We start from the raw sequence: 25608 nt of genomic DNA on the forward strand, positions 1-25608 counted from the left end.
ACCAAGTTTCGCGCATAAAGTGTCATCTGGCAAGTTTAGGCTCAGCGCAAGAAGTCCGACACCCAACTAAGAACCCAGACCGGCACTTCACCCTTACACAGCCAGGCGGGCGGATGCGGACCCCAGCGCCACCAACTTCTTACTGAGGGGCGGCGCGCCGACGTTCTTTGGATTCTGTGTTGCGTGCGTGTATCTTGTGGTCCTGCCCAGGGTCAACGACAGGAGGGTCATACGCCTGACGGCAATACCATGCGGGCTCTTCGATTTGTCGGGTATCAGAAGCCGTTTGAGTTTTGCGACGTACCAATTCCGGAGGCTGGGCCAGGCTCTGTACGCGGGTGGAGATCACCGGGAAGAATGCGCCGTTCATAAGATGGCACGGGACGCGGCCAGTGAATTAGTCACTGAACTGGTTCAAGGTTCCGCAACCCGTCGCTGACTAGCTGCAGCGTGGCGATCAGGCGCTTGTATTCCTCGATGATATCAGTCGAGAAATGCGCGAGTTGGACTGCATCGCCCCAATGGTGTGACGCTTCCCACGCAATCATGTCGCGGCAAAGCTCAATCTGTTGCTCGCGGATTGCTATTCGGTCGGCATTGGTTGGACGCAAGCGCCATGCTCCCGATCAAGAGCCGCCGGCTACGCGCTCGGCTATTGCGAACGCCTGCAGGTTCTTGACCTTGCCGTGGTCCTGATCGGCGGTTGCAATAATCGAGAAGAACGCCGCGCAGGCGACATCCTTCTTTGACGCGTTCGGATGCGCTTTCATTGCCGCCTTGGTCAATTGCTTGGGCGTCATGTCTGGCGTCACGACCCGCATCAGGGTGTCGGCAATAGCCTGCATCTCGCCCGCTTCCACAGCAAAACTCCACTTGGCGACGCGAAGCATATTAGCAGTTTTGCGGGGAAACGCCATGAACCAAAGTTTGGTCTGTCAAGTATACAATCGCCGCGTCTTCCGGAGGCCAAAGCCGGGCCAGCAATCTCCATGCAGCGGGGCCGGTCACTTCCAGAAGGGGCGGGTCTCGTCGAGGCTTCCCCACAAGGTTTTTGCGCCAGCCCAGCCAAATTCGGCGCGCGCCTGACTCGCTCCGATCACCCATCCGATGGCGCGTTGCGCGGCCGCATCGCCGGCGCCGGGCGCTTCCGCTCCCGTCAACATGGCTCTGACGACCGCCGCGTCGTTCAGGTCGCCGAAGACCGCCTGAAGTTTCTTCAATTGCTTCAGGAACGGTTCAGCACGTTTCGCCGGGTATAGGGAGAGAAGAACTCAACCGCATAGCGCAGCTTCTTTAGTTCCTTGCGCAACTCGTGGCGCTGCTCCACATCGAGAGTCTCCAGTCCACGTGCGTGCTTGCTAACTTTCTTCCAGCGCTTGCTGAGTGCCTTGCCAGCCAACTCGACGACCGGCGCTGCAAGCCGCTCGGTCTGGCCAAAATCTTGAGGAACGAGCCAGCCTCGCGCCTCCACGAAACGCGCCAGGTCGATCAGGAACGCCTGCACGCGCGCTTCGGGGAGAACCTTGCGAAGGTGATCGCGCAGTCCCCCAGCCTGCCTCGAGAGAGCATCGGCAAGGGGCGGCAGACCCGGTTCATCCGCGTGGGCCTCGGCCTCCCGCCGTACGATATTGTTCGCCACCATATCGATATCCCTGAGACGCCCGACCTCCTGGCCAAGCCAGCGGGCTTCCATGCTGAGCCGCGTCATTTCCGGGCTCTTCAGAACGGAAGCGCAGACAGAGAGCGCAGGCCGATCCGCAACTGGTGCGGCCCTTCGGGATCGTCCAGCTCCCGGATCACCACGACATTCGTGGCGACCTGATCGAGGCACTCGCGAAGGACGTCGCGTGCCGCCTGCTCGGCGATCTGAGCCCGATCGAGTGCAACGTCCTCGGCATTGCGGGGCGCGAGAGGCGGGTCGATCCATCCCTGTTCCGCGAGCAGATAGCCGCGCGCCGCCTTGGAAAGGCGGGAGAACCTCAGGCCCCCCTCAGGAACCAGTAGATGTGCAATGTCGAACAGTCCGCCCAGGCTGCCCTCAATGAGTTCGATCTCGAGTTCACGCAACTCGGCCGAGCGCCCCCCGGCGTGGATTTCGCCGATGTCTATTGCCAGTTCCGCACGCGTGCCGTCCTCAAGGGACAACTCGCTGGCGGAACGCCTGATCACGGTCTCGCAGACGAACTCAAGCGGCGCGCCGTTCACGCGGCGAACGACTTCCTCTCGGACCGCTGCGTCCGGAATCGCTTCGAGAAACAGCCGGCCGCCCGGAGCCGGGTTCCCCACCTCGCCAACCTGCGACAGACCGCCATGCTGCTCTGGCTTGGTCTTGACGGTCTGTATCCAACGCCGCCCGTCGCGCCGGAGTCTGAGCACAATTCCTGCCTTCTTCAGCGCATGATCAGGGGTGTCGAGATAGATGCTTCTGAGCGTCCTGGTTTTCGGGCGGCCAGTAACCAGCTTCAACGCCTTCGCGCGCGCGCCCAGTTGGCTCGACGTCAGTTCGTCGAGGAGAAATTTTAGCTCGATCTCGCTCATTGGCCGAGTGTTGTCAGGCCCGGTACAAGGCTATAGAGTCGCTGAAGCTAATAAAATAGCTATGCCAGCTAAGGATTCAACCCGGTGGGCTTGCGCCTTCCCGTGCTTACGAGCCTTTCCGGTTATCAACCGGGCTGGGTGCGGAGCGATGTCTCTGCCGGGCTTGCAGTTGCCGCGGTTGGGCTTCCCAGTGCTATCGCCTATCCTGCGATAGCGGGCCTGCCGCCTGAGACCGGCATCTACGCGAGCATCGCGCCGCTGGTTGCCTACGCGATCTTTGGCCCCTCGCGTCAGCTCATAGTCGGTCCGGACGCGGCTACGATGACGGTGCTTGCGGCGGTTTTGGTCGCCGTTACCGCGAGCGTGCCAGTCGGGCTCGAAGTGGAGCGAACTGCGATCGCAGCAATCCTCGCGCTTGGCGTCGGTTTGTTTTGCCTGGCGGCGTGGGTGCTTCGGCTCGGCGTTCTTGCAACCTTCCTGTCGCGTCCCATCCTGACGGGGTTCTTCATCGGCATCTCGCTTTCGATCCTGATCGGCCAAATCGGTCGCTTCACCGGAGTCAAGGTCGAGGCGGAAGGCCTGCTCGCACCGGTCCTCGAACTTCTGCGCAAGGCCGGATCGATACATTGGCCGTCTCTTCTGCTGGCCTTGGGGATGTTCGGTTTGTTGCAGATCGCGCGGGCCATGCGTTTTCCGGTTCCCGGGCCAGTGCTGGTCGTGGTCCTCTCCGTAGTGCTTTCGGCCGTTTTCGACTTTGAAGGACGCGGCATCGCCGTAGTCGGCGATATTCCGACAGGGTTGCCCTCGTTGTCGTTGCCAGCGATCGCTGACCTTCCGATCCAGACATTGGCCCTCGGCGCCGCGGCGATCTTCCTCGTGAGCTACGGCGCCGGCATCATTACGGCCCGCAGCTTTGGGGCAATAGGCGGCTACCCGGTCGATCCGAACCGCGAACTCATCGGATTTAGCGCTGCGAACATAGGGGCGGGCCTTTTCGGCGCCTTCCCGGTGACGGCCTCCGACTCGCGCACGGCGGTCAACCTTACCGTTGGCGGACGCTCGCAGGTGACGAGCATCGTGGCTGCCGCGACCCTGATCGCGACACTGCTGTTTCTCGGTCCGACCCTAAGGATTATCCCGATCCCTGCGCTCGGGGCGATTCTTGCGGCTACTGCAATCAGCCTGATAGATCTCGCCGCCCTTAGGCAGATTTGGCGCATCAGCCGCATGGAGTTCGTCTTCGCCCTCATTGCGATGTGGGGTCCGATCGGTCTGGGCGTCCTTAACGGGGTTGTCATCGCGATCGGCGCGACGCTGGTCTATGTTTTGCGCAAGCTGATGTTTCCCCGCGACGCTATGCTCGGCCGTGTTCCAGGCCATGACGGTTTCTACAAACTGCATCGAACGCCCGAGGCCCGTCAGGTACCCGGCCTCGCCGTATGCCTCATTCAAGGCAGCCTGCTGTTCTTCAACACCGACTACGTCGCATCGCGGCTGCGGTCCATTGCCGAGGAATTGCCGGCAGACACACGCTGGCTGCTGATTGATGCAAGTGCAATTTCCCAGATCGACAGCTCGGCAGCGGCAATGCTGGAGGAGCTATGTGACGAATTGCGCAATCGCGGGATCAGGCTTGGCGTAGCGGAGCTTCACGCCGAAGCGCGCGATATCCTTGTTCGCGCCGGCGTGATCGAGCGCATTGGCTCCGACATGGTCTTCGACATTCTCGAAGAGGCGTATCATGCGTTCGAGGCCCAAGCGTGACAGTTCAGGGACTCTCCTGCTGTCACCCAACTGTCATTTTAATGGCTGCGTGCCAGTGGAGTGGAGGAAGACATGAGTAAGAAGAATAGAGACAGGGCAGCGGCTACGATATCCGAACCGGCGGAGGAAGCGAAATCGGGAGGAAAAAAATATGCGAAGGAACTCGCCCGGTTGCATGTTGAGCTTGCCCACCTTCAGGCCTGGGTGAAGAAGTCTGGTGCCCGCATCGCGATCATTTTCGAGGGCCGTGACGCCGCCGGGAAAGGCGGCGTGATCAAGCGCCTGACCGAGCGGGTCAGCCCACGAGTGTTCCGCGTCGTCGCCCTGCCGGCTCCGACCGATCGAGAGAAGACCCAGATCTACATGCAGCGCTACATCCAGCACCTGCCCGCCGGAGGCGAGATCGTGATATTCGACCGCTCCTGGTACAACCGTCCTGGCGTCGAACGCGTCATGGGTTTCTGTAGCGACAAGCAGGCGCGGCGCTTTCTCGAACAGGCGCCGACGTTTGAAACCGCCCTGGTCGAAAGCGGCATAACGCTGCTCAAATACTTCCTCGATGTGAGTGAGGAAGAACAGGAGCGGCGTTTCCGACAGCGGGCCGACGACCCCCTTCGACAGTGGAAACTGAGCCCGATGGATGTCGAATCGTACAACCGCTGGTGGGATTACACCCGCGCTTACGACGAGATGATCCGTGCAACAGACACAAGGCATGCGCCCTGGTGGATTGTGCCGTCAAACGACAAGAAGCGCGCGCGCATCAACTGCATTTCGCACATTCTGAGCTCCATCCCCTATGAGCGCGTCGAGTTCGAAAAACCTAACTTCAGCAAACGCCAGAAGCGGCCCGACAACTTCGTGGACGATGCAACTCCGCGCAACGTGGTGCCGAACGTGCTTTGACCCAGCTATACACGCTGTTCAGAACCATTACCGGTTCCTATTTGGTTTCGGGCTCCCAATTTAAGAAGAAGCCGACGTCGCCAGGGATTCCGCCGGGGAAGTTAATAATCATGGCCTTAAGCTTGTAACCCTGCGGCTTCGCATTCTTCTGGTAGCGCTCATAGAACTGCTTGGCCTTCCCCTGGAGCGTTTCGGGCCATTGCGGATCAGCGCTGTTGATGGCTCGGCCGCTGTCAGTGCAAAGGGCCGACGGAAAACTATATACTAGTGCTTCGTACTTGCCGTTCTTGACAGCGTTCATCACCAGGCGGCGGACCATCGCGATTTCATTCTCGTTCACCTGGTCCTTGAGGAAACTTTCTGTGAACTTCGTGAGCTCCTGATTTTTTTTCGCCCGCAGCTTTTCCTGCTTGTCTGCCTCCGCCATCTGCTCCTCTAGGAGAGCCATTCGCAGTTGCTCAGCGCTCGGCGGCGCCGCATTTATGTCTAAAGCTGTGTCTTTGATGTTGGCCATTTTCTCCTCCACTCGAAACCGTTCGAGAATAGAACACAGAGGCAGATCGACGTCTTGCCAATCTCGTTCGTTGGGCTCAATTCATGCCCACCCAACCGCAAGAACGTAAATCAGCAGGGTAGTCGACTGAGGCAGGCTGCCAGCCGCACGTTGAAGGGATCGGCCGCCGCGGCAAGAAGTCTTGTCTTCGCAGTCCAGCTACCATTCCATGATGCCATGTGGGCACATCAAGGTCAAATTCGCGATAGGCGGTAGAATATGTCGCGACAGGCCGCGCTAGTAGCAATTACCGGAATCGGCTTCCCGGGGCGAGCATGGGCGATAGGACCTGTTTGAGTGATACCCATTGCCATAATACCGGTCGCCATAATACCGGTTGCGGTAATACCGGTCGCGGTAATACGGTTCGCCATAATAAGGTCTGCCGTAATAGGGTCCGCCGTAATACGGATCGCCGTAGAAGCCGCTTCGGTAATACCCGCCGTAGTAGCCGTTGTTGTTGGCGATCATGCTGCCGAGCAGCGCTCCAGCGACAAATGCGCCGGCGGGGAACCAAAAGTCGTTGTGCCTATGGTACCTCGGACGATAGTGGCGGTAGCCGCGATAACCCCTGTACCAGCCATCTCGAATTTGGATGACATGGGACTGCGCGCTTTGTGCCCTGGGCACGAAGATCGGTGCGGCATCAACTGGAACAGTGCTCGTAAGTGCAAAAATGGCGACCAGGGAGGTCGCTATGCCTGACAGGAACCTCATGATCGCGTCCTCGCTGGTGGCAATGTTTGCCGTATGCGAAACGTCGTCATTAACTGGAAGAAACGTCGTCGATCCAAATTTGTTCCCGAAACCGGCAAATCGTCTCAAGCCGCTCCGAACCTTTGACGGTCAGACAGGCCGCCGTCCCGCCTAGATATACGCTTGGGCTGGCCCGCTGGAAATACATGTCGTCGACCGCCTTGTCACTGCGGGCGATCCGACCTAAGCCTCCTTCACGCTGCAGATCGGCTGGAGCCGTCTCGACCTGCGTCCTCGACTTCTGCTCCTGAGGCGGCGGCGGCGCGCTGACGCAGGCGCTCAGGGCCCCGCCAGGCATCCAATTGCTGTTGCCCGGATCGAAGTTCCCACTGCACGTTTTGCCGACATTGCTTGTCCCTCTCCGAATGCCGCTTCACACACCCTTGTAAAGGGCGGCCCCCTTGCATGAGAACGATGACCTTGGCGCCAACCTTGACGCGGGATGCGAGATTGGTGCGTCGCATTGAGAAGGCCGCCCACCCGTATCGCCCGTCTTGGTCGCCACCGACTCGGTGGCGTAGCTCAGCAGCGCAGCCAGCGGCACGATCGCCAGCACGGAAAGCACAAAAAGCAGCGTGTGTGCTTCGGGCTCGAGTGCTTGGGCGACGAACACCGCAGGCACAAAGGCCAACACCAGAGAACGGGATTGTCACGGATTTCTTTGAGCAAGGGGGGCCATGGATACGATCAGCGAAATACTGCTTGTCTTAGAACGAGCGCTGGCTGGTCCATGGCTTCAACCCCGCTAGCAGGCTTCCGAGCCATCAGTGCTGGTTGCCAAAAATGTCAGCTATCAGGCAGCGAAATGGGCTGATGAAGGGCGGCTTCGGGTCAACTTATTCCGTAGCGCGAGCGATCTGGACGACTGGAACGGGGTCGAAATCGGTATTTTGTCTTCGGTACCATCAGATTTTCAACACTATTGTCTATTTGGCGCCGAGCCTGGCCAGCACGGCCTTGGGGATGTTGTATTCCCGGATCACCGCGTCGTGCTTGCGCAAGCCGCACAATTCGCGCTGGATGAAATAGGCGTGGACCGCCTCGGCCGCGTCCCTGAGCAGCCGGGCACGTTGATCGCCGTCGTCGCCATGTTCACGCAATCTCGCCAGCGTCTCATCCACGCGCCGGCCGGCGCGGCCGAGCGCCGCCGCCTTTTCGCCGAGGATTTCATGGCCGAGCAGGTCGAGCGCGCTCTCCCGCGCTCCCGACCGTCCGAAATTCGATGGCATTCTCACCGACATGCTTCACTCCGGTTTTTGCTGAAATCTGGCCCTACTCCGCCGGCCGCGTCTCCTCCAGCACGCTCTCCTCGTTGTATAGGAAGCCGCCGGACTGCCGCTTCCACAGCCGCGCATAGAGCCCGTCGAGCGCCACCAGTTCGTCATGCGTGCCTTGTTCGACGATCCGGCCGGCGTCGAGCACCACAAGGCGATCGAGCGCCGCGATGGTCGACAGCCGATGCGCGATGGCGATGACCGTCTTGTTCTCCATCAGCCTCGCCAGATTTTCCTGGATGGCCGCCTCGATGTCGGAATCGAGCGCCGACGTCGCCTCGTCGAGTATCAGGATCGGCGCGTCCTTGAGGAAGACGCGGGCGATCGCCACGCGCTGGCGCTGGCCGCCAGACAATTTCACGCCGCGCTCGCCGACAAAGGCCTCGTAGCCCTGGCGATCGCGATTGTCGCGCAAGTCAAGGATGAAGTCGTGCGCCTCGGCCTTCTTCGCGGCCGCGATCACCTCGGCTGCGGTTGCTTCCGGCATGCCGAGCTTGATGTTGTCGCGCAAGGAACGGTGGAAAAGCGCGGTATCCTGGCTGACGACGCCGATGTTGGCACGCAGCGAATTCTGCGTCACCTTCGAGACGTCCTGGCCGTCGATGGTGATCTTGCCGGCCTCGAGCTCGTAGAGGCGCAGGATCAGATTGGCCAGCGTCGTCTTGCCGGCGCCGGACGGACCGACCAGTCCGACCTTCTCGCCCGGCCGCACGACAAGATCGATGCCGTTGAGCACGCCGAATCCCTTGCCGTAGTGGAACTCGACGTTGTTCACTTCGATCCGGCCGCCGGTCACGACAAGCTCCTTCGCGTCGGGCGTATCGGTCAGGCCGAGCGGCTGCGAGATCAGCGCCTTCGAGTTTTCCAGCACGCCGAGATTCCGCAGGATGCTGTTGAGCTGCATCATCAGCCGGCCGAGCAGCATGTTGAGCCGCAACACCAGGGACAGCGTGAAGGCGACGGCGCCGACGGTGATCGAGCCTTCGAGCCAGAGATAGACGGCAAAGCAGGCGATCGCGGTGATCATGATCCCCGACAGCGTCGTCAGCGCCATGCGCACGCCGGTCAGCCTGCGGGTGAACGGGCGCAGCGCGTCAAGATAGATATCGAAGCCGCTCCTGATGTAGCGGTCGTCGCCGTCGGCCGAGAACAGCTTCAGCGTCTGCACGTTCGAATAGGAATCGACGATGCGGCCGGTGATCATCGAACCAGCCTCGGCGGTTGCCTCGGCATGCTTGCGGATCGCCGGCAAATAGCGCTTGGCCAGCCAGCCGAAGGCGGTGATCCAGATCACCACCAGCGCCGCCAGCCGCAAGTCGAGGCCGGCGACCAGCACCAGCGTCGTCACCGTATAGACGACCATGAACCAGACGACCTCGATGAAGCTTTGCATCAAATCGCCGGTCGCCTGCCCGGCCTGCCAGACTTTTGTTGCGATGCGGCCGGCGAAATCGTTCTGGAAGAAGTTGTAGGACTGGCGCGAGACATGGCGGTGCGCCTGCCAGCGCACCAGATTGTAGAAGCCGGGGGTGATCGTCTGCTCGTCGACCAGCGCCGCCAGGCCTACGACGATGGTGCGGACGACCAGCACCACGGCGGCCATGAAGACAAGTTCGGGACCGGCGGCAGTCCACAGCGCATCCCAGCTGCGCTCGCCAGGGAGCTGGTCGAGAATGTCGACCAGCCTGCCGACGAAGTAGAACAGCCCAGCCTCGACCAGCGGCGCAATGCCGCCGATGACAAGCATGGCGAAGAAGGCGACCTTCGCCTGGCCGACATAGTGCCAGAGGAAACCGCTGACGCTGACCGGTGGCCGAAGGTCCGCGGGCTCCCTGAACGGATAGACCCAGTTCTCGAACCAGCGATAGACGGCAATCATCATTCAGCGGCCATCATTCTGCTGCCCATCATTCCACTGTCATCATTCCGCTGCCATCATTCCGCTGCTTGGCCCTTGACGATGGCATCGTTGGCGGCGGCACCGTCGTCGAGCAGGAAGCCGCCCGATTGGCGCTGCCAAAGCTGCGCATAGAGCCCGCCGCTGGCGACGAGTTGCTCATGCGAACCTTCCTCGATGATGCGGCCCTTGTCCATGACGACGAGCCGGTCCATCGCCGCGATGGTCGAGAGCCGGTGCGCGATGGCGATGACGGTCTTGCCTTGCATCAGCTTATAGAGGTTCTCCTGGATGGCGGCCTCAGCCTCGGAATCAAGCGCAGACGTCGCTTCGTCGAGAATGAGGATCGGTGCGTCCTTCAGCATAACACGGGCAATCGCGATGCGTTGCCGCTGGCCGCCTGACAATTTGACGCCACGATCGCCGACATGCGCATGGAAACCGGTGCGGCCACTGGCGTCCGAAAGCCTTGATATGAAATCAAGCGCCTCGGCGCGGCGTGCTGCCTCGACCAGCATCTCGTTGCTGGCGTCCGGTCGGCCATAAAGGATGTTCTCGCGCACTGAGCGATGCAGCAGCGAGGTATCCTGCGTGACCAATGGCGATCTGGGCGCGCAGCGAATCCTGCGTCACCGCCGCGATTTCCTGGCCGTCGATCAGGATCTTGCCGCTTTCAAGGTCGTAGAAGCGCAACAGCAGGTTGACCAGCGTCGACTTGCCGGCGCCCGAGCGGCCGACGATGCCGACCTTTTCGCCCGGCTTCACCGTCAGCGACAGGCGTTCGATCATGCCTTTCTGCTTGCCGTAGTGGAAGCGGATGTCCTCGAAACGGATCTCGCCCTTGGTCACGACAATGTCCCTGGCGCCTGGCCTGTCTTCGACGACGCGCGGCAGCGAGATCGAGCTGATGCCGTCCTGCACCGTGCCGATATTCTCGAACAGGGTGGACATCTCCCACATGATCCATTGCGACATGCCCCAGAGCCGAAGCACGAGGCCGATGACCAGGGCGACGGCGCCGATCGTCACCACTTGGCCGAGCCAAAGCCACAGCGAGATCGCAGTGACCGAAAACAACAGCAGTGAGTTCAGGACGTAGAGCAGGCCGTAGAGCTGCGTCACCAACCGCATCGACCGGTAGACCGTATCGAGAAAGCCGGCCATGCCTTCCCGGGCGAAGGACGCCTCGCGCCGCGCATGCGAGAACAGCTTGACCGTCTGGATGTTGGAGTAGCTGTCGACGACGCGGCCGGTCATGGTCGAGCGCGCGTTGGCCTGCTCCTCGCCGACCTTGCCCAATCGCGGGATGAAATAGCGCAGGAGCAAGACATAGCCGGCAAGCCAGACGGCAAGCGGTGCTGCCAGCCGCCAGTCGGCCGAACCGACAATGAACAGCATGCCGAGGAAATAGACCACGACATAATTGAGCACGTCGATGAGCTTGATGACGCATTCGCGCACGGCGAGCGCCGTCTGCATCAGCTTGGTCGCGATGCGTCCGGCGAACTCGTCCTGGTAGAAGGCCATCGACTGCTTGAGCAGGTAGCGATGCACCTGCCAGCGGATACGCATCGGATAGTTGCCCATCAGCGTCTGCTGGTTGAGGAGCGCATGGAACCAGACCGTCGCCGGCAGCGCGAAAACCACGATGAAAGCCATGCCTGCGAGCTTCCAGCCCTCGGTCTGCAGGAATGTCTCGCGATTCTGCACCGACAGCCAGTCCACGATCCGGCCCATGAAGCCGAACATCCACACCTCGGCGAGGGCGATAGCCGTCACCAGCATCGCATCGATTGCGATGTAGGGCCAGGCGCCGCGCGTATAGTGGACGCAGAAGGCGATCAGCGTCTTCGGCGGCTCGACCGGCTCCTCGGCAGGGAACGGATCGAGCCTTGTTTCAAACCAGCGGAACATTGTCTTGGTACTCACATGCTCGTTTTCGCTCTCGGCGCGCGGGAGCGTGTAGCGTCCTGGGAGCGCATGGCGTCATGGGTCGCGTGGCAGCAAGGACCGGCGTCCCGGAATCACCCGGGCCGCCGATCTTGCTTCGCGCAATATAGGATGTCGCGGGCTTTTCGCCGACAGGCTCGTTTGACGATCCTGACAGCGCTGCGTCGACGACCCGGAGTTTCGCGCCGGATTTCGCGCCAGGGCGGATCAGCCTGATGATTCGGCGCACCAGCGACGGCCGGCTGCGGTCGGGAACCGCGCGCGAGAAGTCGACGTCCGGCAGCATGCCCCGATGCGGGCGCCGGCGGGTTTCGGCGTGAACCGCCGACGAGTAGGTTTCGCCGACCAAAAGCGCCCAGGTCGCCGTCCTGCGCTCGTGCAGGTTTCTTGAACCGGGAATTTTGCAGGGATCGAACATCGGTCCGTCCTCCATGTGAAAATAGGGAAAAAAATCCGGCCTGTTCGCAGCTGAATGGCCAGCGAAAGACGGGGGTTGAACAGCGGCGTGCTCAGGCGGGGCGTTCAGCCCCTTCGACAGCTTGAAAAACATCGCAGGATTCCTTCGAAGACCGAAAAAGGGTTTCGGCTAAGAATCGGTGCGATCGAAGTCTAAAAGGTCAGGAGAATCGTCGAACCGAAACCGCCGGCAGGCTGGTAAGCCCACATGAGGGGCGCTGGATGTGCATGATCATCATGAATTACCCCTCCATCGGTTCGGGTTGACAATGCCCGCCGTATAACCGACTTCGCAGAAAATGACCACCCGCCGGTCCAGAAATTTCCAAAACCGCGAACCTGTTGTGGCCGATCTGCCACTTATTAGAAGGATGCGGAAATGAACAACCGTCTCCGCATCGCGCTCTACCAGCCGGATATCGCCGGCAACACCGGGACGATCCTGCGCTTCGCGGCTTGCCTTGGTCTCGGCGTCGACATCATCGAACCGGCCGGCTTCCCGCTCTCCGACCGGGCGCTGAAACGGGCCGGCATGGATTATCTCGAAATGGCGGCGCTGACCCGGCATGTCGACTGGCAAGCCTTCGAGAACTGGCGCAGAGGCGAAGCGCGGCGGCTGGTGCTGCTGTCGACCAGAGCCGCGACCGCCTACACCGATTTCGCCTTCGCCGATGCCGACATTCTTCTGTTCGGCCGCGAATCCGCAGGCGTGCCTGACCCTGTCCACGAAGCGGCGGATGCGCGACTGATCATCCCGATGCAGCCGGGCGCGCGCAGCATCAACGTCGCGCTTTCCGTCGCCATGGTGGCCGGCGAGGCGATCCGGCAGCTCGGATAGGATTTGCAGATCTTCAGTGGGCGCAGCCAACCCGGCCGCTTTCTGGCCCCCGGCTGCTTCCTGGCCCCCGGTTGCTTCCTGAACAATGACCGCACCCTCGCTTGTCACTCGTACCCAGGCGCACATCGCCTTCTCCTGCGGTTTGCATATCAAGGGTTTCTTCGTTACAAGCTCAACTAAACTTGAGGTCAAGCGGAAAATTCAAATGGCTGCGGTGACGGAATTGACGGTCGGCCAGGTGGCCACGCGCAGCGGGGTGGCAGTGTCGGCGCTGCATTTCTACGAGGCGCGCGGATTGATCCGCAGCCACCGCACATCAGGCAACCAGCGGCGCTACGGCCGCGACGTGCTGCGGCGGGTGGCGATCATCAAGGTGGCACAGGAGGTCGGCATCTCGCTGGCCGAGATCGGCGAGGCATTGGCATCGCTGCCTGAAGGCCGCACGCCGACGCGCGGGGACTGGAATGTGCTTTCAACCGCCTGGCGCGACCAGCTCGATCGCAAGATTGCCCAGTTGAAGAAGCTGCGCGACGGGCTGACCGACTGCATCGGCTGCGGCTGCATGTCGATCGACAAGTGCCCGCTGCGCAACAAGGAAGACCGGCTGAGCGCCCAAGGCCCGGGCGCAAGGCGGTTGTTGGTCGCTCGCTAATCCGCCGCCGGCAATCGCCTGATGGTGAATTCGATGACGTCGCCCGGCCGCTCGAACCAGCTTTCGATCTCGGTCCAGTAGGCCTGCTTGGGAAAGCGCTCGAACCACTCCTTCGCCTTGAGCCGCGCATCGGAGCGCGGCAGGACGAAGGTCTCGCGCAAAAACCCGTCGCGCGGCATGCGCCCGCGCTCGGCGCGCGAACGGTCGAGCCTCTTCTTCAGGCCATCCAGCGGCGGTCTTGCCGGAGTGCGCACGAAAGAACTCCATTCACACTTGACCCTTGCACCTAAGAGATTAGGGATCGCGGCCGGAAAAGACGAGTCATTTGTCGGGGTACGCCCGACAACAGGAGACAGCATTTGCAACGACCCGAAATACCGGCGGGGCTGCCGGCCGACATCGAACAGAAGAAGATGAAGGCGCGGCTGTGGTTCGAGACGCTGCGCGAGCGCATCTGCGCCGCCTTCGAGCAGATCGAGCAGGACCTGCAGGGGCCGCAGGCCTCATGGTCGCCCGGCCGCTTCGAAAAGACGCCGTGGCAGCGCGACGCCGGCAAGGGCGGCGGCGGCACCATGTCGATGATGCGCGGCCGCGTCTTCGAGAAGGTCGGCGTCCACACCTCGACGGTCTATGGCGAGTTCTCGCCGGAGTTCAGGAAGCAGATGCCGGGCGCCGAGGAAGACCCGCGCTTTTGGGCGAGCGGCATTTCGCTGATCGCCCATCCGTGGAACCCCAACGTGCCGGCGGTGCACATGAACACGCGCATGGTCGTCACCTCGCGCCAATGGTTCGGCGGCGGCGCCGACCTGACGCCGGTGCTCGACCGTCGCCGCAGCCAGGGGGACCCGGACACGGTCGCCTTCCACCGCGCCATGCAATTTGCCTGCGAGAAGCACGCTGGCGTCGCCGACCACGCGAAATTCAAGGCCTGGTGCGACGAGTATTTCTATCTGCCGCACCGCAACGAACCGCGCGGCACCGGCGGCATCTTCTTCGACTGGCTGCATTCGGACGAGGACAGAGGCGGCTGGAACGCCGATTTCAACTTCGTCCAGGATGTCGGGCGCACTTTTCTCGTCGTCTACGGGCATCTGGTGCGGGCCAATTTCAACGACAACTGGACCGACGGCGACCGCGAAGAACAGCTCATTCGCCGCGGCCGCTATGTCGAATTCAACTTGCTTCACGATCGCGGCACCATCTTCGGGCTGAAGACCGGCGGCAACGTTGCCGCGATCCTGTCCAGCCTGCCGCCAGAGGTGAAATGGCCGTAAAATCTCGGTGAGTTGGACGTGAGTCGCAATCGGGTCCAAATCGCAGGATTCTGGCGGCGAATGTGGCGCGCAGAATATCTTTTTCGTCTAATATCCATTTGAAAAAGCAAGAATATTTTTCGTTACGGGCCGGGAAACGCCGGCGGTTCTCGCCTCCCTGGAACCGCGATCCGACGCGACCGGACGGCCCATGATTGAGTGGGGCACCTCCGAAAAATGGTGCCTTCATTTCCAGGAGAGCATGCCATGCGCAAGCTTATTATGTCGGTTGCGGCTGCCGCCGTTCTTGCCTCTGGTGGCGCTGCCTTCGCAGCGGTCAAGCACACCACGGGCACGATCAAGACTTACGATGGAACGGCCATGAGCCTTGTTCTGGATAACGGATCTACCTTTACGCTGCCCAAGGCCTTCAAGAATCCTGGCCTGAAGGCTGGCGAAAAGGTCCGCGTTTCGTGGGACATGAGCGGCAAGCACAAAATTGCCGAGGCAGTCAGGATCGTGAAGTGATGGCCTGCCCGCTGGAGCAAGACGAGGTCTTGCCTCCGGGGTAGCTTCAAGAGGGCGGAGCAGCGATGCTCCGCCTTTTTCGGTCTCTGCAGCAACCAAAACCATCCGATCGTGTTATGCTGGTTCGGCCAGCGCATGACCCGAAAACCGAACCGGTTTCCGACAGAGATCATGCGTCGATCAAAGGTGCTGGAGCTTCCGTGTCAGAGCAGATGCGGCACTCCGAGGAGGAAGGGAGAAATCCGATGAAGGAATTCCACTGCGGCTCGCTGGTTCCGGGTTGTGACTGGCATACGCGCGCCGACGAGGAAGCCGAGATCATGCGTCGTGCCGTCGAGCATATGCGTGAGACGCATGGCGAGACGATCATTCGCGAGACGATGATCGAAGCGATCCGTTCGCGCATCGAAAAGGCTCGCGACGCGGCCTGATTTGCCTAATTTTCGAGTGCTTCTGCGGCGCGCTTGAGAAGTGCGCCGCGATCCAGCGCAAAGCCGGACTCGATCCACTCGTCTTCGAGGTTCTTCAGGGTTGCGCCGAGTTTCGGCCCGGGCGACGCGCCAAGCCTCGTCAGATCGGCGCCCTTGAGCGGAAAGTCGGGCTTTTTCCATTTTCCGGCAAAGGCCAGCAGCCGCGAAAAGCCGCCAGCTTCGAGCAGCGCGTCGTTGTCCTCGACGGCGCGGGCTCGAGCGGAAGCGAGCGACAGCCGCAAGCGATCGACAAGGCCCTGACGATCGCCGCGATAGAGCCGTTTTGCGAGTTCCGCTTCGGTCGTCTTCGGCCCGACGGGCGCTGTCAGCGCCCACTGCCTGAGGCGACCGGCGTCGCTGACGGAGAACCTCAACCGCTCGGCGAGCGTCTTCATCCGCGCTGCGTCCGGCGGCACGATCGCTTCCAGCCTGAGCAGCGGGTCCAGCGTCCAGCCGAGATCCTTCTCCGCCCTGGTCAGCGCATGGATCGCATCGATGCCCCATTTCTCGCTCTCCGGCAGAACGCTGGTGAGCACGCCCGCCTGGCGCATCCACAGCAGGGCGCGCGATGGATCGGGGGCCGACAGCAGCTTCTTCAGTTCGGACCAGACGCGCTCGACCGAGAGTTGGCCAAGCCCCTCCTTGAGCCGGGCGCAAGCCTTCAGCCCTTCGGCATCCGGCCGGCCGTCGCCATACCAGGCGAAGAAGCGGAAAAAGCGTAGGATGCGCAGATAATCCTCGCGGATGCGCGCCTCCGGATCGCCGATGAAGCGCAGCCGGCGCGCCTCGATATCGGCAATGCCGCCGACCAGGTCGACGATCGTGCCGTCGGCCTCGGCATAGAGCGCGTTGATGGTGAAATCGCGTCGTTCCGCATCGGCCTTCCAGTCGCGCCCGAACAACACTTTTGCCCGCCGTCCGTCGGTCTCGATGTCGGCGCGCAGCGTGGTCACCTCGAATGGCTTGCCGCCGGCGACAATCGTGATGGTGCCGTGCTCGATGCCGGTCGGCACCGCCTTGAAACCCGCCGCCTCGGCGCGGCGGATGGTCTCGTCAGGCACGGTTGTGGTGGCGATATCGACGTCGGCAACCGGCTGGCCGATGAGCGCATTGCGCACCGCACCGCCGGCGACGCGCGCCTCCTCGCCGCCATCCGCCAAAGCCGCCAGCAGGCGCTGCAAATGCCGTTCCCCGAGCCAGTCGGCTTTGCCCGCGAGCGACACCCGGCCGCTCACGTATAGAGCCTTTCATAGAGCGTGCGGATGATGCCCGCGGTGACGCCCCAGATGCGCTGTCCGTCATAGGGCATTTCGTAGAAGACCCATTCGAGATCGTTCCACATGCGGCTGTCGCGGCCGTGGTTGGCCGGGTCCATCAGAAAGCGCAGCGGCACTTCGAAGGCGGCGTCGACCTCCTCGGAATTCAGCGTCAGTGAAAAGTCCGGCCGCACTATTCCCAGCACCGGGGCGATCCGGTAGCCGCTGCCGGAGACGTAATCGGGCATGCGGCCAATGATCTCGACCCGATCCTGGCCAAGCCCGATCTCCTCGAATGTCTCGCGCAATGCCGCCGCCTCCGGGCTCGGATCGGTAGGATCGATCGTGCCTCCGGGAAAGGCCACCTGCCCCGAATGGCTGCGCAGCTTTTCCGCCCGCTTGGTCAGCAGAACCGTTGCATCGCGTCCATGATCGACCACCGGGATCAGCACGGCGGCATCGCGCAGCGCCTTTGCGAGCTTCAAACGCGGATGTCCCGGGTTGAAGCGATGGTCGCCATAATCGTCGGCGGCATGCGCCAGCGGCTGCGCCGCGACGCGGGCGCGAAAATCCGCGGCCGAAAACGGCGCCGGCGTCACTTGGTCCATAGTGTCACCTGGTTCATCGCGTCACCTGGTCCATCATGCCCCGGTTCATTTGGCCCCGGTCCATTTGGCCCCGGTCCATTTGGCGTCGCCCTCTCATGCGCTCAGCCGCTGCAGTTTTTCCGCCGGCATGATCGGATAGACCGCACCCTTCGAGCGGACGGCAAACATCCTTCGGCCGCCGACCTCGATCTCCTCGCCATGCTCGACCAATTCATACATGACCGGCCGCGCCAGCAGCGCCTCCAGCCGTCCGCGCACCAGCACATAGGGTTTCAGGCCGCCGGTTGCCTCCTCGTCGACAAAGCGCAGCGGATGCTCCGGCCCGGCCTCGACCACATCGCCGACATTGGTACGAAAGGTGATGACCTGGCCATCGCCGGTGCCGCAAACATCCATCTCGACGGCTATGAAGGGCGCGTCGACCACGCGGATGCCGACCCTTTCCACCGGCGTCACCAGGTAGGTCCTGCCGTCTTCGTCCTTGCGCAGCACGGAGGAAAACAGCTGCACCAGCGGCATGCGGCCGATCGGCGTGCCCTGGTAGAACCAGGTGCCGTCCTGCCGGATCTCCATGTCGAGATCGCCGCAAAAGGCCGGATTCCAACGATCCACCGGCGCCGGCCCGTTGCCCGCGCGGGCGGCACGCGAGATCAGCGCCTCCAGTCCGCGCGCCTCGGTCGCTGCCGTCAAACTTCCTTCACGATCGTCGGCGCGTTCTGTCATGGTCACGAAATAGTCACTGTTGTTCCGCTTGTCAGCCTAAGTCAGTGATTTAAGTTCAAAGACGGGCGCCACGCGAGGCCGAATCGCGGCACTCTGTGGCGTCGAAGCTGCAAGCCGGTATTTCCAACGAGAAGGATCGATGCTGCATGAGCGTGATGATCAAGGAAAGCCCGATCAGCGAAGAGGACATGATCGCCCTGGCCGAGACGGCGCTGGCCGACATTTCCAGGGTTCGCGAGGGCGTCGGCCGCGTCATCTTCGGCCAGGAAAGCGTCGTCGAACGCACGCTGGTGGCGCTGCTCGCAGGCGGCCATGCGCTACTGGTCGGCGTGCCCGGCCTCGCCAAGACCAAGCTGGTCGAGACGCTGGGCATCGTGCTCGGCCTCGATTCCCGCCGCATCCAGTTCACGCCCGACCTGATGCCGTCCGATATTCTCGGCTCCGAGGTGATGGAGCAGGACGAATTCGGCAAGCGCTCGTTCCGCTTCATCTCCGGGCCGATCTTCGCGCAACTGCTGATGGCCGACGAGATCAACCGCGCCTCGCCGCGCACCCAGTCGGCGCTGCTGCAGGCGATGCAGGAATACCACGTCACCATTGCCGGTGTCCGCCATGACCTGCCGGCGCCCTTCCACGTGCTGGCGACGCAGAACCCGCTGGAGCAGGAGGGCACCTATCCGCTGCCCGAGGCGCAGCTTGACCGTTTCCTGATGCAGGTCGACATCCTCTATCCGGAAATCGAGGCGGAGCGCCGCATCCTCCTGGAGACTACCGGCATTGAGGACGCCAAGGCGCAGAACGTGTTGCAGCCGGCGCGGCTGAAGGAGATCCAGACCCTCATTCGCCGCATGCCGGTGCCGGAAAGCGTCGTCGAGGCGATCCTCCAACTGGTGCGCTCGGCGCGCCCCGGCCAGGGCAATGCCGAGACCGACAAGCACGTCGCCTGGGGCCCGGGCCCGCGCGCCAGCCAGTCGCTGACACTGTGCGCCCGCGCCCGCGCCCTTTATGACGGACGGCTGGCGCCGTCGATCGACGATATCAGAGCGCTGGCCGAGCCGGTGCTGCAGCACCGCATGGCGCTGACGTTTGCCGCCCGTGCCGAGGGCACGACCGTGCGTGACGTGGTGGCGAAACTGGCAAAAGGCATCTGATGGCGCGTATAGGCGAGGCCCAGGCTCCGGCGGCGACGCGTGACGCGCTCGCCCGCGGCCGTTTGCGGGCATCGCTGGTGCCGGACCTGCTGGTCGAGGCGCGTCGCATCGTAAACACGGTGATCGCCGGCTGGCACGGCCGCCGCAAGCGCGGCATCGGCGAGAATTTCTGGCAGTTCCGGCCCTATGTCGAGGGCGACTCCTCGCGCATCGACTGGCGCCGCTCGGCCCGCGACGACCACATCTATGTGCGAGACCGCGAATGGGAGGCCGCCCATACGGTGTGGCTGTGGGCAGATCCCTCGCCTTCCATGCTCTACAAATCGACCGGCGCCACCGTCTCGAAGGAGTCCCGCGCGCTGGTGCTGGCGCTGGCCATGGCCGAGCTTCTGTCGCGCAGCGGCGAGCGCATCGCCTGGCCCGGGCTGACCGATCCGTTCACCGCCCGCAACGGCGCCGAGCGGATCGCAGCACAACTCAGCCATGCCGGCGAATTGCCGGCAAAGCCCGACCTGTCCGCCATCCGCCGCTTCTGCGACATCGTCATCGTCAGCGACTTCCTCGATCCGGTCGAGGACACCATCGCCTGGCTTGACGTGCTCGCCCGCCACGGCGTGCGTGCCCATCTGATCGAGGTCGCCGACCCGGCCGAGGAGAGATTCCCCTATGCCGGCCGCACCGAATTCACCGATCCCGAGACCGGCGACAAGCTGACCGCCGGCCGCGCCGAAACGCTGGGCGATGACTACCGACTGCTTTACATCGCCCGCCGCCAGGAACTGACCGACTGGTGCAAGCGCCTCGGCTGGAGCTTTACCGTCAACCACACCGACCGCCTCGCCTCCGATGCGCTGGTGCGTGTCCACATGGCGATGACCGTCGATGGCAGCTCAGCCGGGAGGATCCGCGCATGAGCTGGCTGCCGCTCTCCTTCGGAGCGCCGATGGTGCTGTGGGGCCTTCTGGCCCTGCCGGTGATCTGGTGGCTTTTGCGGTTCACCCCGCCCAAGCCGCAGACTGAGGTCTTCCCGCCGCTGAAGATCCTGGCCCGCGTGCTGAAGCGCGAGGAGACGCCGCAACAGAGCCCGTGGTGGCTGACGCTGCTCAGGCTGCTGATGGCGGCCCTTATCGTTGCGGCGCTGGCCGAACCTGTCTTCAACCCGCGTGAAAGACTGCCGGCCGAGGGCACCGCTCTTGCGTTGGTCATCGACAATGACTGGGCAAGTGCCGCCGACTGGGGCCAGCGCGTCGCCACTGCCGAACGGCTGATCGCCGATGCCAGCTCCAACGACGTGCCTGTCATCATCGCCTTCACCGCCGAAAAACCGAATGCCGAGATCGGCCCGTTCGACGCCGCCACCGCGCTCGACCGGCTGCGCGCGGCAAAGCCGCGGCCGATCCCGACCGACCGCCCGGCCGTCTATGCCCGCGTCGCGACAACCCTGGAGAGCTTGCCGGGCGCCAGCGTCGCCGTGCTCGCCGATGGTCTGGCGGCGGAAGGCGACGAGGCCGCCTTCAACACGCTTCTGTCGAAGAACGCCGCCCGTGTCGTCTGGGCCGCCTCCGACCGGCCTGGCCTGATCGGCCTGACCGGCGCCGACAACCAGGTGGACGGCTTCGAGCTGACCGCCATCCGCGCGCCGGGCGATCCGGCGCCGGCTCAGGTGACCGCCGGCGCCTTCGACGACAAGGGCCGCCGCATCGCCGACGCCACGCTGACCTTCTCGCCGGGCGAATCCACCGCCACCGGCACGATGGCGGTGCCTTTCGAGCTGCGCAACGACTTCGCCTCGATCACGCTCGACGGTCAGCGGCAGGCCGGCGCCGTTCGCGTGCTCGACGAGAGTTCCAAGCGCCGCCGCGTCGGACTGCTGTCGCAGGCCGAAGCCGACCAGGCGCAGCCGCTTCTGTCGCCGCTGTACTACATCCGCCGCGCGCTGCAGCCCTTCGCCGATCTGGCCGAGCCGTCGAGCGCCGACCTTGCCGACGCCATCCCACAGCTCCTCGACCAGAAGCCGGCGATGATCGTCATGGCCGATGTCGGCACCATTCCGCAGCAGGTGCGGCAAAGGCTGGTCGACTGGGTCGACAATGGCGGCACGCTGGTGCGATTCGCCGGCTCGCGGCTGGTCGCCGCCGGCAATGACGACGACCTGCTGCCGGTCAGGTTGCGCACCGGCGAGCGCTCGCTCGGCGGCGCGCTGTCGTGGACGACGCCGCAGCCGGTCACCGATTTTCCGAAGACCGGCCCCTTCGCCGATCTCGCTCCACCGGCCGAGGTCACCGTCACCAGGCAGGTGCTGGCCGAGCCGACGCCCGATATCGTCGAGCGCAGCTGGGCCACGCTTGCCGACGGCACGCCACTGGTGACCGGGATGAAGAAGGGCAAAGGCACGCTTGTCCTGTTCCATGTCACGCCGGAGGCGACCTGGTCGAACCTGCCGATCTCCGGCAGTTTCGTCGAGATGCTGCGCCGCATCGTGCAACTGTCGCGCAACCAGGGTGCGGCGGTCGCCAATGCCGAAGCCGCCGCCGCCTCGCTGGCGCCCTACCGCATGATATCAGCCGATGGCACGCTGGTGCCGCCGACGCCGGATGCACGGCCGCTGGTGCCGGGTGCCGGCCCGCTGCCGGTGACGTTCGAGAATCCGCCCGGCCTGTATGGCTCCGACACCGGCGTCATCGCTCACAATCTGCTCAATGCCGAAAGCCGCTTGGCGCCGCTGGTCCGTCCTCAGATCACCGTGCCGGTCACCACCGTCCAGTACGCTTTCGACGAATCGCACAATTTGAAGGGCCCGCTGGTGGCGGCAGCTCTCCTGCTGATGGTCCTTGATACGCTGGCGGTGTTCTGGATGGGCGGCCTGTTATCGCGCCGGCCGCGCCGCGCCGGCACGGCCGCCGCAACCACCGCCGCCCTGCTGATTACGCTCGGCGCCCTGGTCGGCCACACCGACATCGCCCGCGCCGACGATGCCAAACCCGGTGATGAGCGGGCGATCGAGGACATTTCGAAAACCCGGATCGGCTATGTGCAGACCGGCGACCGGAGCGTCGATTCGATCAGCCAGGCCGGGCTGGACGGCCTGACCCGCTTTCTGATCGAGAAGACCGCGCTCGAGCCGGGGGCGCCGGCCAGCGTCGATATCTCGAAGGACCAGCTTGCCTTCTATCCGCTGATCTACTGGCCGATCGATCCTGCCGCGCCGATGCCGAGCCAGGCCGCGATCGCCCGCGTCGACGCCTATATGCAGCAGGGCGGCACGGTGCTGTTCGACACGCGCGACCAGTTCGCCACCGGCATCGGCGCGGAGCAGGCCAGCCCGGCGACGGAGCGGCTGCGCGACATCCTCGGCAACCTCAACGTGCCGGCGCTGGAGCCGGTGCCGTCGGACCATGTGCTGACCAAATCCTTCTACATCCTGCCTGAGTTTCCCGGACGCTTCGCCGGCGGCCCGCTCTGGGTCGCGGCGTCGCTCGAAGCCAGCAACACCGAGAACCGCCCGGTACGCACCGGCGACGGCGTCTCGCCGATCATGATCACCGCCAATGATTTCGCCGGCGCCTGGGCGGTCGACGAGAATGGCGATCCGCTTTTGCCGACCGTGCCGTCGGATCCGATGCAGCGCATTTATGCGCTGCGCGGCGGCGTCAACATCATGATGTACATGCTGACCGGCAACTACAAATCCGATCAGGTGCATGTGCCGGTGCTGCTCGAACGGCTGGGGCAGTAAGCCATGAACTTGTCGCTCGCCTTCGAACCGCTCATCTCCTGGCCGCTGCTCGGCCTGGTGCTGGCGCCGCTGTTGCTGCTGGCATTGGTCGGCCTGTGGTTCCGCCAGCGCGGCGCGGTCTTCCGTTTTGCCGCCCTGCTGGCGCTGACTGCTGCCCTGCTCAACCCGGTGTTGCTCGACGAAGAGCGCGAGGCGCTGAAAAGCGTCGTCGCCGTCGTCGTCGACCGCAGCCAGAGCCAGGACATTGGCGAGCGCACCAGGCAGACCGACGAGGCGCTGGCCGGGCTTCAGCAGCGCCTCGGCCGCTTCAAGCAATTCGACATCCGCGTCGTCGAGGCCGGCAAGTCGGAAGCCGCCGAGGAGCGCACCGAAACGCGGCTTTTCGGGGCGCTTGAGAGCGCTTTCCGCGACGTGCCGCCTTCGCGCATCGGCGGCGCCATCATGATCACCGACGGCGAGGTGCATGACGCCCCGGGCGGCACGCCCGACTTCAACGCCCCGCTGCACGCGCTGATCACCGGCAACGACCAGGAAAAGGATCGCCGCATCCGCTTCGAGAATGCGCCGCGCTTCGGTTTGGTCGGCAAGCCGCTCGAAATGACCTATCGCGTCATCGGTACCAACAACGAGGCGGGCTCGGTCGATGTGCGCGTCTCGGTCAATGGCGAGCAGGTTTCGGTCGAGCGCGCCACCATCGGCCAGGCCATGCCGCTGCAGGTGACCATTCCCGGCGCCGGCCGCAACATCGTCGAGCTTGCCATCGATCCCGAGCCCGACGAACTCACCGACACCAACAACCGCGCCATCGCGCTGATCGACGGCATCCGCGAGAATTTGCGCGTGCTGCTGGTCTCCGGCGAACCGCATGCCGGCGAACGCACCTGGCGCAACCTTCTGAAATCCGACGCCTCGGTCGATCTTGTCCACTTCACCATTCTGCGGCCGCCGGAAAAGCAGGACGGCACGCCGATCAACGAATTGTCGCTGATCGCCTTCCCGACGCGCGAACTGTTCGTCGAGAAGATCAAGGATTTCGACCTGATCATCTTCGACCGCTACCAGCACCGCGACGTGCTGCCGGTCCTCTATTACGACTACATCGCCGAATATGTTGAAAAGGGCGGCGCGCTGCTGATCGCGGCAGGACCCGAATATGCCGGCGAAAGTTCCATCGCCCGCACGCCTTTGATGTCGGCGCTGCCGGCGATGCCGACCGGCGAAGTCGTCGAAAAGGCCTTTTATCCGCGCCTCACCGAGCTCGGCCAGCGCCATCCGGTGACGCGCGGGCTTGACGGCTCCGCCACCGAGCCGCCGCACTGGAGCCGCTGGTTCCGCACCATCGGCGTCGAGAACCCCGGGGGCGAGGCGGTAATGAAGGGCGCCGACAACCGTCCGCTGCTGCTGCTCGACCGCAAGGGTGAAGGCCGCGTCGGCATGTTTTTGTCCGACCAGGGCTGGTTGTGGGCGCGCGGCTTCGAGGGCGGCGGCCCGCATGTCCAGCTCTATCGCCGCATCGCCCACTGGCTGATGAAGGAGCCCGAACTCGAGGAGGAGCGGCTGACTGCCGACGGCCGCGGCATGATGCTGGAACTCCGCCGCCAGACGATGAGCGACGATCCCGGCCCGGCGCAGATCATCACCCCGTCCGGCAAGGCGATGACCGTCAAGCTCGAGAGAGCCGAACCCGGCGTCTTCCTCGGCAGCATCGAGACCAGCGAGATCGGCCTCTATCAGGTCGGCAATGGCGACCTGAAAGCGCTTGCCCATGTCGGCCCGGTCAACGCACCGGAATTCACCGACGTCGTCTCCACCGAGAACCGGCTGAGAGCCCCGGCCGAGGCCACCGGCGGCAGCGTGCGCCGGCTGGCGCAATCGTCCACCCTTGGCAATCTCACAAGCGGCGTGACGCTGCCGTCGGTCGTCCCGGTCCGCTCCACGGGCGCGGCGGCCGGCAACGACTGGATCGGCCTGCGCACCACCGACGACAGCGTGCTGAAGGCCGTCTCGCGCGTGCCGCTGTTCGGCGGGTTCCTCGGCCTCGGCCTGCTGCTTCTGGCATTGGGCTCGATGTGGTACCGAGAGGGGCGTTAGCGACGCCGACTTTCCTTCTCCCCTTGTGGGAGAAGGTGGCCGAGCCCACGGGTCTTGCCTCCGGCAAGCCCGAGGACAGGCTCCGCTCGGTCGGATGAGGGGTGTTCCAGCTTGGCAGCGACGGCACTCCGTCCAGCGCCGCTCAACCGTCTTGGCGCTGCGCGCCAATCCACCTTCTCCCACAGGGGGAGAAGGGGAAGCGGGCGCG

General features: G+C 63.6%; 22 protein-coding genes and 3 pseudogenes. 11 read left to right on the plus strand and 14 right to left on the minus strand.

Annotation, left to right across the window (positions count from 1 at the left end):
• Positions 1 to 401 precede the first annotated feature (401 nt).
• The 4 genes and pseudogenes from AC0L28_RS03335 to AC0L28_RS03350 all read right to left on the minus strand — a co-directional run bounded on the left by AC0L28_RS03335 (position 402) and on the right by AC0L28_RS03350 (position 2538).
• Positions 402 to 611, minus strand: a complete 210-nt coding sequence (locus AC0L28_RS03335; RefSeq protein ID WP_023799928.1) for a hypothetical protein — start codon at positions 609 to 611, stop codon at positions 402 to 404.
• A gap of 15 nt (positions 612 to 626) precedes the next feature.
• On the minus strand, positions 627 to 860 hold the full coding sequence (locus AC0L28_RS03340) for a hypothetical protein (protein ID WP_473475831.1): 234 nt from the start codon (positions 858 to 860) through the stop codon (positions 627 to 629).
• Positions 861 to 1004: 144 nt separating this feature from the next.
• Positions 1005 to 1708: pseudogene (locus tag AC0L28_RS03345) on the minus strand (CHAD domain-containing protein).
• A gap of 11 nt (positions 1709 to 1719) precedes the next feature.
• Positions 1720 to 2538, minus strand: a complete 819-nt coding sequence (locus AC0L28_RS03350; RefSeq protein WP_473475530.1) for a CYTH domain-containing protein — start codon at positions 2536 to 2538, stop codon at positions 1720 to 1722.
• Between the two features lie 84 nt (positions 2539 to 2622).
• Between AC0L28_RS03350 and AC0L28_RS03355 the strand changes: the two genes are divergently transcribed.
• On the plus strand, positions 2623 to 4302 hold the full coding sequence (locus AC0L28_RS03355) for a SulP family inorganic anion transporter (RefSeq protein WP_023799932.1): 1680 nt from the start codon (positions 2623 to 2625) through the stop codon (positions 4300 to 4302).
• Positions 4303 to 4374: 72 nt separating this feature from the next.
• Positions 4375 to 5208, plus strand: coding sequence for a polyphosphate kinase 2 (ppk2, locus tag AC0L28_RS03360; protein WP_128178101.1), 834 nt, complete (start codon positions 4375 to 4377; stop codon positions 5206 to 5208).
• A 37-nt stretch (positions 5209 to 5245) separates the two neighbouring features.
• Here ppk2 and AC0L28_RS03365 read toward each other — a convergent pair whose 3' ends face one another.
• The 6 genes and pseudogenes from AC0L28_RS03365 to AC0L28_RS03390 form a co-directional block, all read right to left on the minus strand.
• Positions 5246 to 5722 (minus strand): histidine kinase, encoded by a 477-nt coding sequence (locus AC0L28_RS03365; RefSeq protein ID WP_128178093.1) that lies wholly within the window; start codon positions 5720 to 5722, stop codon positions 5246 to 5248.
• Between the two features lie 276 nt (positions 5723 to 5998).
• The gene (locus tag AC0L28_RS03370) at positions 5999 to 6586 is read right to left on the minus strand and encodes a BA14K family protein (RefSeq protein ID WP_473475533.1); all 588 of its coding nucleotides are present in this window, start codon (positions 6584 to 6586) and stop codon (positions 5999 to 6001) included.
• 387 nt (positions 6587 to 6973) lie between these two features.
• Positions 6974 to 7186, minus strand: a pseudogene (locus AC0L28_RS03375) (calcium/proton exchanger); the annotation flags it as partial.
• A 257-nt stretch (positions 7187 to 7443) separates the two neighbouring features.
• Positions 7444 to 7758 (minus strand): DUF6665 family protein, encoded by a 315-nt coding sequence (locus tag AC0L28_RS03380; RefSeq protein WP_473475535.1) that lies wholly within the window; start codon positions 7756 to 7758, stop codon positions 7444 to 7446.
• Positions 7759 to 7789: 31 nt separating this feature from the next.
• Complete coding sequence (locus AC0L28_RS03385; protein ID WP_473475537.1) at positions 7790 to 9673, minus strand: ABC transporter ATP-binding protein; 1884 nt, start codon at positions 9671 to 9673, stop codon at positions 7790 to 7792.
• Between the two features lie 53 nt (positions 9674 to 9726).
• A pseudogene (locus AC0L28_RS03390) lies at positions 9727 to 11602 on the minus strand (ABC transporter ATP-binding protein).
• A gap of 871 nt (positions 11603 to 12473) precedes the next feature.
• On the opposite strand from AC0L28_RS03390, the gene AC0L28_RS03395 reads away from it, so the two are divergent.
• Complete coding sequence (locus AC0L28_RS03395; RefSeq protein WP_128169704.1) at positions 12474 to 12932, plus strand: tRNA (cytidine(34)-2'-O)-methyltransferase; 459 nt, start codon at positions 12474 to 12476, stop codon at positions 12930 to 12932.
• Between the two features lie 205 nt (positions 12933 to 13137).
• Positions 13138 to 13584, plus strand: coding sequence for a redox-sensitive transcriptional activator SoxR (gene soxR / locus AC0L28_RS03400; protein WP_023799942.1), 447 nt, complete (start codon positions 13138 to 13140; stop codon positions 13582 to 13584).
• On the opposite strand, the gene AC0L28_RS03405 is transcribed toward soxR, so the two are convergent.
• Complete coding sequence (locus AC0L28_RS03405; protein WP_455837943.1) at positions 13581 to 13838, minus strand: hypothetical protein; 258 nt, start codon at positions 13836 to 13838, stop codon at positions 13581 to 13583. The genes soxR and AC0L28_RS03405 overlap by 4 nt on opposite strands.
• A gap of 105 nt (positions 13839 to 13943) precedes the next feature.
• Here AC0L28_RS03405 and hemF point away from each other — a divergent pair, with 105 nt between their 5' ends.
• The 3 genes from hemF (at position 13944) to AC0L28_RS03420 (ending at position 15796) form a co-directional block, all read left to right on the plus strand.
• Positions 13944 to 14858, plus strand: coding sequence for an oxygen-dependent coproporphyrinogen oxidase (gene hemF, locus AC0L28_RS03410; RefSeq protein WP_128174433.1), 915 nt, complete (start codon positions 13944 to 13946; stop codon positions 14856 to 14858).
• A 246-nt stretch (positions 14859 to 15104) separates the two neighbouring features.
• Positions 15105 to 15365: a DUF1344 domain-containing protein gene (locus tag AC0L28_RS03415; RefSeq protein ID WP_023799944.1), complete on the plus strand. Its 261-nt coding sequence runs from the start codon at positions 15105 to 15107 to the stop codon at positions 15363 to 15365.
• A gap of 245 nt (positions 15366 to 15610) precedes the next feature.
• Positions 15611 to 15796, plus strand: a complete 186-nt coding sequence (locus AC0L28_RS03420; protein ID WP_023799945.1) for a DUF1059 domain-containing protein — start codon at positions 15611 to 15613, stop codon at positions 15794 to 15796.
• Between the two features lie 5 nt (positions 15797 to 15801).
• On the opposite strand, the gene AC0L28_RS03425 is transcribed toward AC0L28_RS03420, so the two are convergent.
• The 3 genes from AC0L28_RS03425 to AC0L28_RS03435 form a co-directional block, all read right to left on the minus strand.
• A complete protein-coding gene (locus tag AC0L28_RS03425; RefSeq protein ID WP_473475541.1) occupies positions 15802 to 17070 on the minus strand; it encodes a CCA tRNA nucleotidyltransferase in 1269 nt (422 codons plus the stop codon).
• Entirely contained in the window at positions 17067 to 17699 is a 633-nt protein-coding gene (locus AC0L28_RS03430) for a CoA pyrophosphatase (protein WP_128169702.1), read from the minus strand. Before AC0L28_RS03430 ends, AC0L28_RS03425 begins: the two co-directional genes overlap by 4 nt.
• A 93-nt stretch (positions 17700 to 17792) precedes the next feature.
• The gene (locus AC0L28_RS03435; protein WP_023799948.1) at positions 17793 to 18422 is read right to left on the minus strand and encodes a DUF1285 domain-containing protein; all 630 of its coding nucleotides are present in this window, start codon (positions 18420 to 18422) and stop codon (positions 17793 to 17795) included.
• A gap of 146 nt (positions 18423 to 18568) precedes the next feature.
• Here AC0L28_RS03435 and AC0L28_RS03440 point away from each other — a divergent pair, with 146 nt between their 5' ends.
• Genes AC0L28_RS03440 through AC0L28_RS03455 form a run of 4 tightly spaced genes read left to right on the plus strand, consistent with a single transcriptional unit; the run spans position 18569 to position 25400 of the window.
• The gene (locus tag AC0L28_RS03440) at positions 18569 to 19573 is read left to right on the plus strand and encodes an AAA family ATPase (protein ID WP_023799949.1); all 1005 of its coding nucleotides are present in this window, start codon (positions 18569 to 18571) and stop codon (positions 19571 to 19573) included.
• Positions 19573 to 20487, plus strand: coding sequence for a DUF58 domain-containing protein (locus AC0L28_RS03445; RefSeq protein WP_023799950.1), 915 nt, complete (start codon positions 19573 to 19575; stop codon positions 20485 to 20487). Before AC0L28_RS03440 ends, AC0L28_RS03445 begins: the two co-directional genes overlap by 1 nt.
• Complete coding sequence (locus tag AC0L28_RS03450) at positions 20484 to 23309, plus strand: DUF4159 domain-containing protein (RefSeq protein WP_473475544.1); 2826 nt, start codon at positions 20484 to 20486, stop codon at positions 23307 to 23309. The genes AC0L28_RS03445 and AC0L28_RS03450 overlap by 4 nt, the downstream gene beginning before the upstream one ends.
• Positions 23310 to 23312: 3 nt before the next feature.
• Positions 23313 to 25400, plus strand: a complete 2088-nt coding sequence (locus tag AC0L28_RS03455) for a hypothetical protein (protein WP_473475546.1) — start codon at positions 23313 to 23315, stop codon at positions 25398 to 25400.
• Positions 25401 to 25608 lie beyond the last annotated feature (208 nt).

This window comes from Mesorhizobium sp. WSM4847 (genome assembly GCF_055811335.1).

Coding starts and splice junctions, on each gene's coding strand:
- AC0L28_RS03350 (WP_473475530.1), bottom strand. CDS start 2,538: ATGAGCGAGATCGAGCTAAAATTTCTCCTCGACGAACTGACGTCGAGC.
- ppk2 (WP_128178101.1), top strand. CDS start 4,375: ATGAGTAAGAAGAATAGAGACAGGGCAGCGGCTACGATATCCGAACCG.
- AC0L28_RS03365 (WP_128178093.1), bottom strand. CDS start 5,722: ATGGCCAACATCAAAGACACAGCTTTAGACATAAATGCGGCGCCGCCG.
- AC0L28_RS03380 (WP_473475535.1), bottom strand. CDS start 7,758: ATGTCGGTGAGAATGCCATCGAATTTCGGACGGTCGGGAGCGCGGGAG.
- AC0L28_RS03385 (WP_473475537.1), bottom strand. CDS start 9,673: ATGATGATTGCCGTCTATCGCTGGTTCGAGAACTGGGTCTATCCGTTC.
- AC0L28_RS03395 (WP_128169704.1), top strand. CDS start 12,474: ATGAACAACCGTCTCCGCATCGCGCTCTACCAGCCGGATATCGCCGGC.
- soxR (WP_023799942.1), top strand. CDS start 13,138: ATGGCTGCGGTGACGGAATTGACGGTCGGCCAGGTGGCCACGCGCAGC.
- AC0L28_RS03415 (WP_023799944.1), top strand. CDS start 15,105: ATGCGCAAGCTTATTATGTCGGTTGCGGCTGCCGCCGTTCTTGCCTCT.
- AC0L28_RS03420 (WP_023799945.1), top strand. CDS start 15,611: ATGAAGGAATTCCACTGCGGCTCGCTGGTTCCGGGTTGTGACTGGCAT.
- AC0L28_RS03430 (WP_128169702.1), bottom strand. CDS start 17,699: ATGGACCAAGTGACGCCGGCGCCGTTTTCGGCCGCGGATTTTCGCGCC.
- AC0L28_RS03435 (WP_023799948.1), bottom strand. CDS start 18,422: ATGACAGAACGCGCCGACGATCGTGAAGGAAGTTTGACGGCAGCGACC.
- AC0L28_RS03440 (WP_023799949.1), top strand. CDS start 18,569: ATGAGCGTGATGATCAAGGAAAGCCCGATCAGCGAAGAGGACATGATC.
- AC0L28_RS03445 (WP_023799950.1), top strand. CDS start 19,573: ATGGCGCGTATAGGCGAGGCCCAGGCTCCGGCGGCGACGCGTGACGCG.
- AC0L28_RS03450 (WP_473475544.1), top strand. CDS start 20,484: ATGAGCTGGCTGCCGCTCTCCTTCGGAGCGCCGATGGTGCTGTGGGGC.
- AC0L28_RS03455 (WP_473475546.1), top strand. CDS start 23,313: ATGAACTTGTCGCTCGCCTTCGAACCGCTCATCTCCTGGCCGCTGCTC.